This is a genomic window from Bacteroides sp. AM16-13 (genome assembly GCF_003602705.1).
Classification (GTDB): domain Bacteria; phylum Bacteroidota; class Bacteroidia; order Bacteroidales; family Bacteroidaceae; genus Bacteroides; species Bacteroides xylanisolvens.
Map to the genome: position 1 here is coordinate 125594 of NZ_QTLK01000019.1, position 6387 is coordinate 131980.

Consider the following 6387-nt stretch of genomic DNA (forward strand, 5'->3'; position numbering starts at 1 on the left):
GAATGTAAACAATCAAAATGAAATAGATTATGAAAATAGAATATAAGCATTCAATCATTCTGACATTGTTGCTAATGGCACAGATGCTTTTAGCATGCAATGATGATGCAAAAAATACGGAAATATCTATGGTGTCGGATAGTTCTGTCAAGATAGGATATGTGGGTGGGAAAGAATTGATTAAATTTATTTGCTATGATAAATGGACTATCTCGTCGGATGTGGGATGGATAAAATTTGAGAGCCCGACAGAAGGGAATGGGAACGCTATTATCAGAATCAGTGTAGATAAAAACACATCAGAGAAGGAGCGTATCGGCCAACTTTCAATTACTTGCGGAAGTAATGCCGAAATAATAAAGGTAGTACAATCTATAAAAACGATTAATATTGAGCATAGGCATCCTTCTCTGCTTTATACAAAAGAAGAATTGCTGAATATTAAAAGTATGATTGAGGAAAATCGTTCAGCGGACATAACCCGGACTTACAATAACTTGATGAGTCGTTGTAATAAAGCTCTTACTTATACAGCTAATCCTTATACGGGACAAGATCCCGCCCAGTTTATTACAGCTATTTATACTCCCGGGTCAAACTCACGGGATTTAGCTATGGCCTATTGGTTCACACAAGATAAGAAGTACGCTCAAAAATCAATTGAGATTATAAAGGCTTGGGCTGAAGCATGCCGGAACATCACCTATGTGGCGGATGCGGGTAGTGCCATGTATCTCACCAGAGGAATGTATCCAATGTTCTGTGCTTATGATATGTTGTTGACTGAGAATGTCATGGATGAAGAGACGAAGAAGATTATAACCGATTGGTTCCAAGTAATCTATAAAGAGGGAATGAATAGTCTGGAGAAATGGGAGAATAATGATTATTTTAATAAGCAGTATTATCAGAATCATGTCGTAGCCCATACGATGGGGTTCTTGATGCTCGGGCTGGTAACAGACAATGATGAATTGATTCAGTTTGCCATAGATGATCCATCGAATCCGAGGGATGTATATGAATTATTGGCCGGATGTATATTTATGGATGGCGATACTCCTTGTCCAAGAGAAAAGGCAGGAGCTCCGCTCCCTGTGAAAGGTGAAATCTACGACCGCTATCGTCATGATACGGCACCGTTGAAAGGGCTGCAATATACTCATTTAACGCTGACATTGTTGTCTGTGAATGCGAGGATGTGTTATAATAATGGTCTGGATTTATTTGCATACACAGCTCCGACTGGAGAAAACTTGCGTTATTCTTTCGAATATTATAGCGATTATTACAGGATGATGGACTCGTGCATCAAAGGTGGATACTATTGCGGTGAAACCGAGCGTATTGCAAAAGCCGGGGACAATCCGGGTATGTATGAAATGGGATTCCGGTATTATCCGGATAGCGAACCTGTTAAGCAATTGATAAATTCTGGTGTCTTCAACAGAGAATCATCTTATATGGATTTGTTGGGATACACCCGCTTTCTTTCAGTAGTAATTGATAACTAATTTAAAAGCGATAGATTATGAAAGAACATATTTCATGCCATTTGAGCCAATCATTCAAGATAGCTGGTACGTATATATGGCTTTTGCTTTTGGCCATCAGTTTGTTACAGTCTTGTGATGACAATGATGAAGTGAAAAACAAACCGACTCTTTATATAATAACGGAGCCTATAGACGGATTGAGTACGTATGGTGGAGCTGTACAAGTAGAATTTCTTTGTAATCTGGATTGGAAAGCATCTACGGATGCATCCTGGATTACATTGGATGAAACAAGCGGTAGCCAAAGCGCCACGATAGATGCCCGGATTGCAAAGAATGAAGAAGGAGCAGACAGGACAGGAACTATTACCCTTGTTGCCGGTGAATTGAAGAAAACGTTAAGTATCACTCAGAAATATAGGGATACTTCAACTCCTCAATTGGAGATTACTACTAAGAATCCTGTCAAATTAGGCTTCGAAGGAGGTGTCCAGGCTATATCCTTTGTTTGTAATGTAAGATGGGAAGCTTCCGTCGATGTGGACTGGATTTCTTTCAGTAATGCGACTTCTGGATTGGAAGACGGCACACTGGATTTTGTAGTAGACGCGAATGAAGGAGATGAAATTCGAGAAGGAATAATCACCATTGTAGCCCAAGGATTAATCAAAACGGTAGAAATCGTACAGCAGACCGAAGCTATGGGTGGTGTGAATTTACTGGACACTCCGGAAGAAGATTACAGCTTCGAAAGAATCACTACCAACAAGTTTTGGCCTGCTTTGGGAGAATGGGGTGGCTCGAATACGGAAGGTATTGGTAAATTTGGAGCTAACAATACCGCTATCAGGGTTTCAGCAGGTTCTCCTACACCTCGCACCGGGGCGTCATATTTATTCTTACGTATGCGCGATAACGAGCAAGCAACTTCCTTGAATTGGTTATGGAGAAAACTAAGTGGATTGATACCCGGTAAATCGTATACATTCTCTTTCTGGTATAAAACTCCGCCGGAAAAAGATATGGTACAGACTGGGAATATCAGGTTGGGAGCCGTTGTTGATGCTGCTGATATATCGAATTTGTCCAATCCATTGGCACCGGAAGTAACTTTTGGATATGTTGCCGCCTCTGATGGAGTCTTGAGTAGTTCCGATGAGCATAAAAAAGTATCTTATACATTTACTATGCCTGTCGGAAAGACAGAAGTGTATATTGTCTGGAGAAGAAATGGACATCAGCAGCCATTCTTAGATGATATGAGTTTGGTACTGAACCCATAGGAATCTTATAGTACGGAGTGGAAGATGAAAAAGATGATTCTTGGTTTGTTCTTTTTGCTGTGCCCCTGTTGGATAGTATGGGGGCAGCAAAACGAGCAACAAAAGCGATTCGATATATTATCAGAGAAACCGGCACAACTGGTTTTTGAAGATAATTTCCGACATGCATGGTCGGAGAAATGGCATCTGGATGGAGAAAATGCCAAGATAATCCAGAAAGACGGGCGACTGGAAATGTATGCAGGCGGAAGAGCTTATGTAGATGCCGATCACTTGGTATTGTGGACAAAAGAGGAATTCAAAGGGAACTTGAAAATAGAATATGATTTTACGAGGCTGGATTCTTCCGGGTATTATTGTGTGAATATACTCTATATTCAGGCGCAAGGGGCAGGAAGAAAACCATTTGTTAAAGATATATTCAAGTGGAATGAACTCCGTAAGGTTCCCCGGATGAGTATGTATTTCAATAATATGGATACTTATCATATTAGTTATGCAGTAACAGGAGTTGCATCAGAAGATAAGCCTGAATATATTCGTGCTCGTCGGTATATGCCTCAGTGGGAGAAGGGACTTGAAGGAACGGAACTGAAGCCTGAATATTTGAATACGGGTCTGTTTAAGATTGGAGTCACTTATCATCTGACTTTCATAAAATATGAAACGAATTTGTATATGAATGTGAAGGGAGATGGCCAAGATAAGACTTTTTACTTTGATGCTTCTGCCTTTCCAAAGATAGATAAAGGGCGAGTGGGTTTAAGACAAATGTATACTCGTAATTCAAAGTATGCAAATTTTAGAGTTTATCAGTTGGATAAATGATACTTGTAGCTATCTTTGATGATATGAGTTTGGTGATAAGTCTGTAAATTTAGCCTGAATTTAATATAAAACAAGATGAAAATGCTAGCACAGATCTTGTTGACTTTCTTGGCAACTGGGTAGAAGTGGAAGAGAAAGCCCGTTTCGGTGAGGTTGGTTCTTATGAAGTAACCATCACGCGGTATTTTTCGTTGGTATTGAAGTTGTACCAAACCCCTTCCGGGAAATAAACTTTCCGTGATTTCTTATTCTCATACAGGGGAGTGACCATCAGGTCGCTCCCGATCATATATTGGTCACTGATAGTGCGCAAGCGTTCATTTATAAAGGTAAGGAATCAGCTCCATATGAAGGTTAATCAGCGTGCGGACATACTCTTCATATTGCTTTGCTTCCGGCAGAAACTCGCCTCGTTCATTCTTGCCGCGGTCAAATTGTAGTCAGGGGGCGTATTGCAGGTACCATGCGTTGACCATTGCTTGCGGAGAAAGAATCACCGTCTGCAGGCGATGAAAGAAATCCTCGGCAGAGTAAGGTTCCAGTGCTTTCAATCTCCCCCTTTTGCAGTTTGATAACTTCCGGAGCAATTTCTTTTTGGGCAGATACTTGTGTGGCAGACAGGAGTCCCGCTGTCATTATAAAAAGATAAATGAATAGTTTCTTCATAGTCATTAATCTATTATTTTATTTATATATGACTTTTTACGTAGCTTTTTCCACTAAGTAAGGCTATAAACATAAGTAAAAATTGTGAGATTTCTTATCAAGATTTCGTAATATTGCATTTTATTAGAAATACTGAAATAAATAAGATCATGAAAAAGATTTGCCTTCTTCTCTTTTTGCTTTGTGCTTGCATTGCTCAAGCACAAAATGCTTATCGCACAAACAAAGATATATCTTATGTCTCTGGCTCCGAAACGGACACCTATCGTCTGGAACGTTGTAAACTGGATATTTATTATCCTGAAAACAAGAAGGATTTCTCAACTATTGTCTGGTTTCACGGTGGTGGTATGGAAGGTGGAAATAAATTTATTCCCAAAGAATTGAGAGAACAAGGGTTTGCAGTAGTGGCGGTGAATTACCGTTTGAGTCCGAAAGTAAAGAATCCGGCTTACATCGAAGATGCGGCTGAAGCTGTGGCATGGGTTTTCAAGAATATTGAGAAGTATGGCGGTCGTAAGGATCATATTTTTGTTTCTGGTCATTCTGCGGGAGGTTATCTTTCGTTGATTCTGGCAATGGATAAAAAATACATGGCAGCATACGGAGCAGATGCCGATAGTGTAGCTGCTTATCTTCCGGTGAGTGGTCAGACGGTGACACATTTCACTATTCGTAAGGAACGCGGTTTGCCTGACGGTATTCCGGTGGTTGATGAGTATGCTCCGGTAAATAAGGCCCGCAAGGAAACTGCTCCTCTCGTGTTGATTACGGGGGACAAGCATCTGGAGATGGCGGCAAGATATGAAGAAAATGCGTTGCTGGAAGCTGTCTTGAAAAGTATAGGTAACAAGAAGGTGACTTTGTATGAAATGCAAGGATTCGATCATGGTCAGGTACTCGGTCCGGCATGTTGTCTGATTGCAGATTATGTGAAGAGATTCAAATGATATATTGTTCTGGCAAGAAGTCAGATATATGTGGTATGAATTTACCACATATATGGTATTTACCCTGAACAGAATCCGCACTATCTTTGTCATATATTAAAACAAGAGAAATTTAAAACAGATATATATGGAAAAGATAGCAAGAAAATTGACGGATTTGGTAGGTAACACTCCGTTATTGGAACTTAGTAACTATAATACAAGTAACGACCTGAAAGCTCGTCTGATTGTAAAGATTGAATCTTTCAATCCGGCAGGAAGCGTGAAGGACCGTATAGCATTGGCTATGATTGAGGATGCAGAAACGAAAGGAATTTTGCATCCCGGAGCAACTATCATTGAACCGACCAGTGGAAATACCGGCGTGGGATTGGCTTTTGTTTCGGCAGCTAAAGGCTATAAACTGATTCTGACGATGCCCGATACCATGAGCATCGAACGGCGTAATCTTCTGAAAGCTTTAGGTGCGGAATTAGTATTGACTCCTGGTGCAGATGGTATGAAAGGAGCCATTGCCAAAGCTGAAGAACTGAAAGCGGTCACTCCGGGAGCTGTCATCTTACAACAATTTGAGAATCCTGCTAACCCTGCCATGCATTTACGGACTACCGGTCTGGAAATATGGAGAGATACCGAGGGGAAAGTCGATATCTTTGTGGCCGGAGTAGGTACTGGCGGGACAGTTAGCGGTGTAGGGGAAGCGCTGAAGATGCGTGATCCGAGTATAAAGATCGTGGCAGTAGAACCTTCTGATTCTCCGGTACTCTCGGGAGGAAAACCAGGGCCGCATAAGATTCAGGGAATTGGTGCAGGGTTTGTTCCTAAAACGTACAAGGCTTCTATCGTAGATGAGATTATTCAGGTGCAGAATGACGATGCCATTCGTACGAGTCGTGAATTAGCCAAACAGGAAGGTTTGTTGGTAGGCATATCTTCAGGAGCAGCCGTATATGCTGCTACGGAACTGGCGAAGCGACCGGAAAATGCAGGGAAAATGATTGTTGCATTATTACCCGATACAGGCGAACGTTATTTATCTACCATTTTGTATGCTTTTGAGGAATATCCTTTGTAAAGATGAACTAATTTATGGCATGAGGATGGATGTGTCAGGGATATTCAGTAAATGTTCCTCTTTCTAAAAAATCAAGAGAAAAGCTTTGC

Annotated in this window: 7 protein-coding genes; 5 read left to right on the forward strand and 2 right to left on the reverse strand. The window is 40.9% G+C overall.

The annotated features are described in order from the left end of the window. Positions 1-29: 29 nt before the first annotated feature. The 3 genes from DW173_RS15935 to DW173_RS15945 are packed head-to-tail and all read left to right on the forward strand — an operon-like array spanning position 30 to position 3607. A complete protein-coding gene (locus tag DW173_RS15935; protein WP_117809023.1) occupies positions 30-1514 on the forward strand; it encodes an alginate lyase family protein in 1485 nt (494 codons plus the stop codon). 17 nt (positions 1515-1531) lie between these two features. Further along, entirely contained in the window at positions 1532-2779 is a 1248-nt protein-coding gene (locus DW173_RS15940) for a BACON domain-containing protein (RefSeq protein WP_117809022.1), read from the forward strand. 24 nt (positions 2780-2803) lie between these two features. Then, positions 2804-3607: a DUF1961 family protein gene (locus tag DW173_RS15945; protein ID WP_117809021.1), complete on the forward strand. Its 804-nt coding sequence runs from the start codon at positions 2804-2806 to the stop codon at positions 3605-3607. Positions 3608-3767: 160 nt separating this feature from the next. Here DW173_RS15945 and DW173_RS24180 read toward each other — a convergent pair whose 3' ends face one another. Both DW173_RS24180 and DW173_RS23990 read right to left on the reverse strand, forming a co-directional pair. Further along, complete coding sequence (locus tag DW173_RS24180; RefSeq protein WP_233562197.1) at positions 3768-3920, reverse strand: glycoside hydrolase family 31 protein; 153 nt, start codon at positions 3918-3920, stop codon at positions 3768-3770. 116 nt (positions 3921-4036) lie between these two features. Next, complete coding sequence (locus DW173_RS23990) at positions 4037-4273, reverse strand: hypothetical protein (RefSeq protein WP_165861897.1); 237 nt, start codon at positions 4271-4273, stop codon at positions 4037-4039. 149 nt (positions 4274-4422) lie between these two features. On the opposite strand from DW173_RS23990, the gene DW173_RS15955 reads away from it, so the two are divergent. Together DW173_RS15955 and cysK are read left to right on the forward strand one after the other, a co-directional pair. Beyond that, positions 4423-5223, forward strand: a complete 801-nt coding sequence (locus tag DW173_RS15955; protein WP_120144751.1) for an alpha/beta hydrolase — start codon at positions 4423-4425, stop codon at positions 5221-5223. Between the two features lie 127 nt (positions 5224-5350). Next, positions 5351-6298: a cysteine synthase A gene (cysK, locus tag DW173_RS15960; RefSeq protein WP_004317446.1), complete on the forward strand. Its 948-nt coding sequence runs from the start codon at positions 5351-5353 to the stop codon at positions 6296-6298. Positions 6299-6387: the final 89 nt, after the last annotated feature.

What these genes read in the sequence shown, in the direction of transcription:
- DW173_RS15935 (WP_117809023.1), top strand. Translation starts at nt 30, where the DNA reads ATGAAAATAGAATATAAGCATTCAATCATTCTGACATTGTTGCTAATG.
- DW173_RS15940 (WP_117809022.1), top strand. Translation starts at nt 1,532, where the DNA reads ATGAAAGAACATATTTCATGCCATTTGAGCCAATCATTCAAGATAGCT.
- DW173_RS15945 (WP_117809021.1), top strand. Translation starts at nt 2,804, where the DNA reads ATGAAAAAGATGATTCTTGGTTTGTTCTTTTTGCTGTGCCCCTGTTGG.
- DW173_RS23990 (WP_165861897.1), bottom strand. Translation starts at nt 4,273, where the DNA reads ATGAAGAAACTATTCATTTATCTTTTTATAATGACAGCGGGACTCCTG.
- DW173_RS15955 (WP_120144751.1), top strand. Translation starts at nt 4,423, where the DNA reads ATGAAAAAGATTTGCCTTCTTCTCTTTTTGCTTTGTGCTTGCATTGCT.
- cysK (WP_004317446.1), top strand. Translation starts at nt 5,351, where the DNA reads ATGGAAAAGATAGCAAGAAAATTGACGGATTTGGTAGGTAACACTCCG.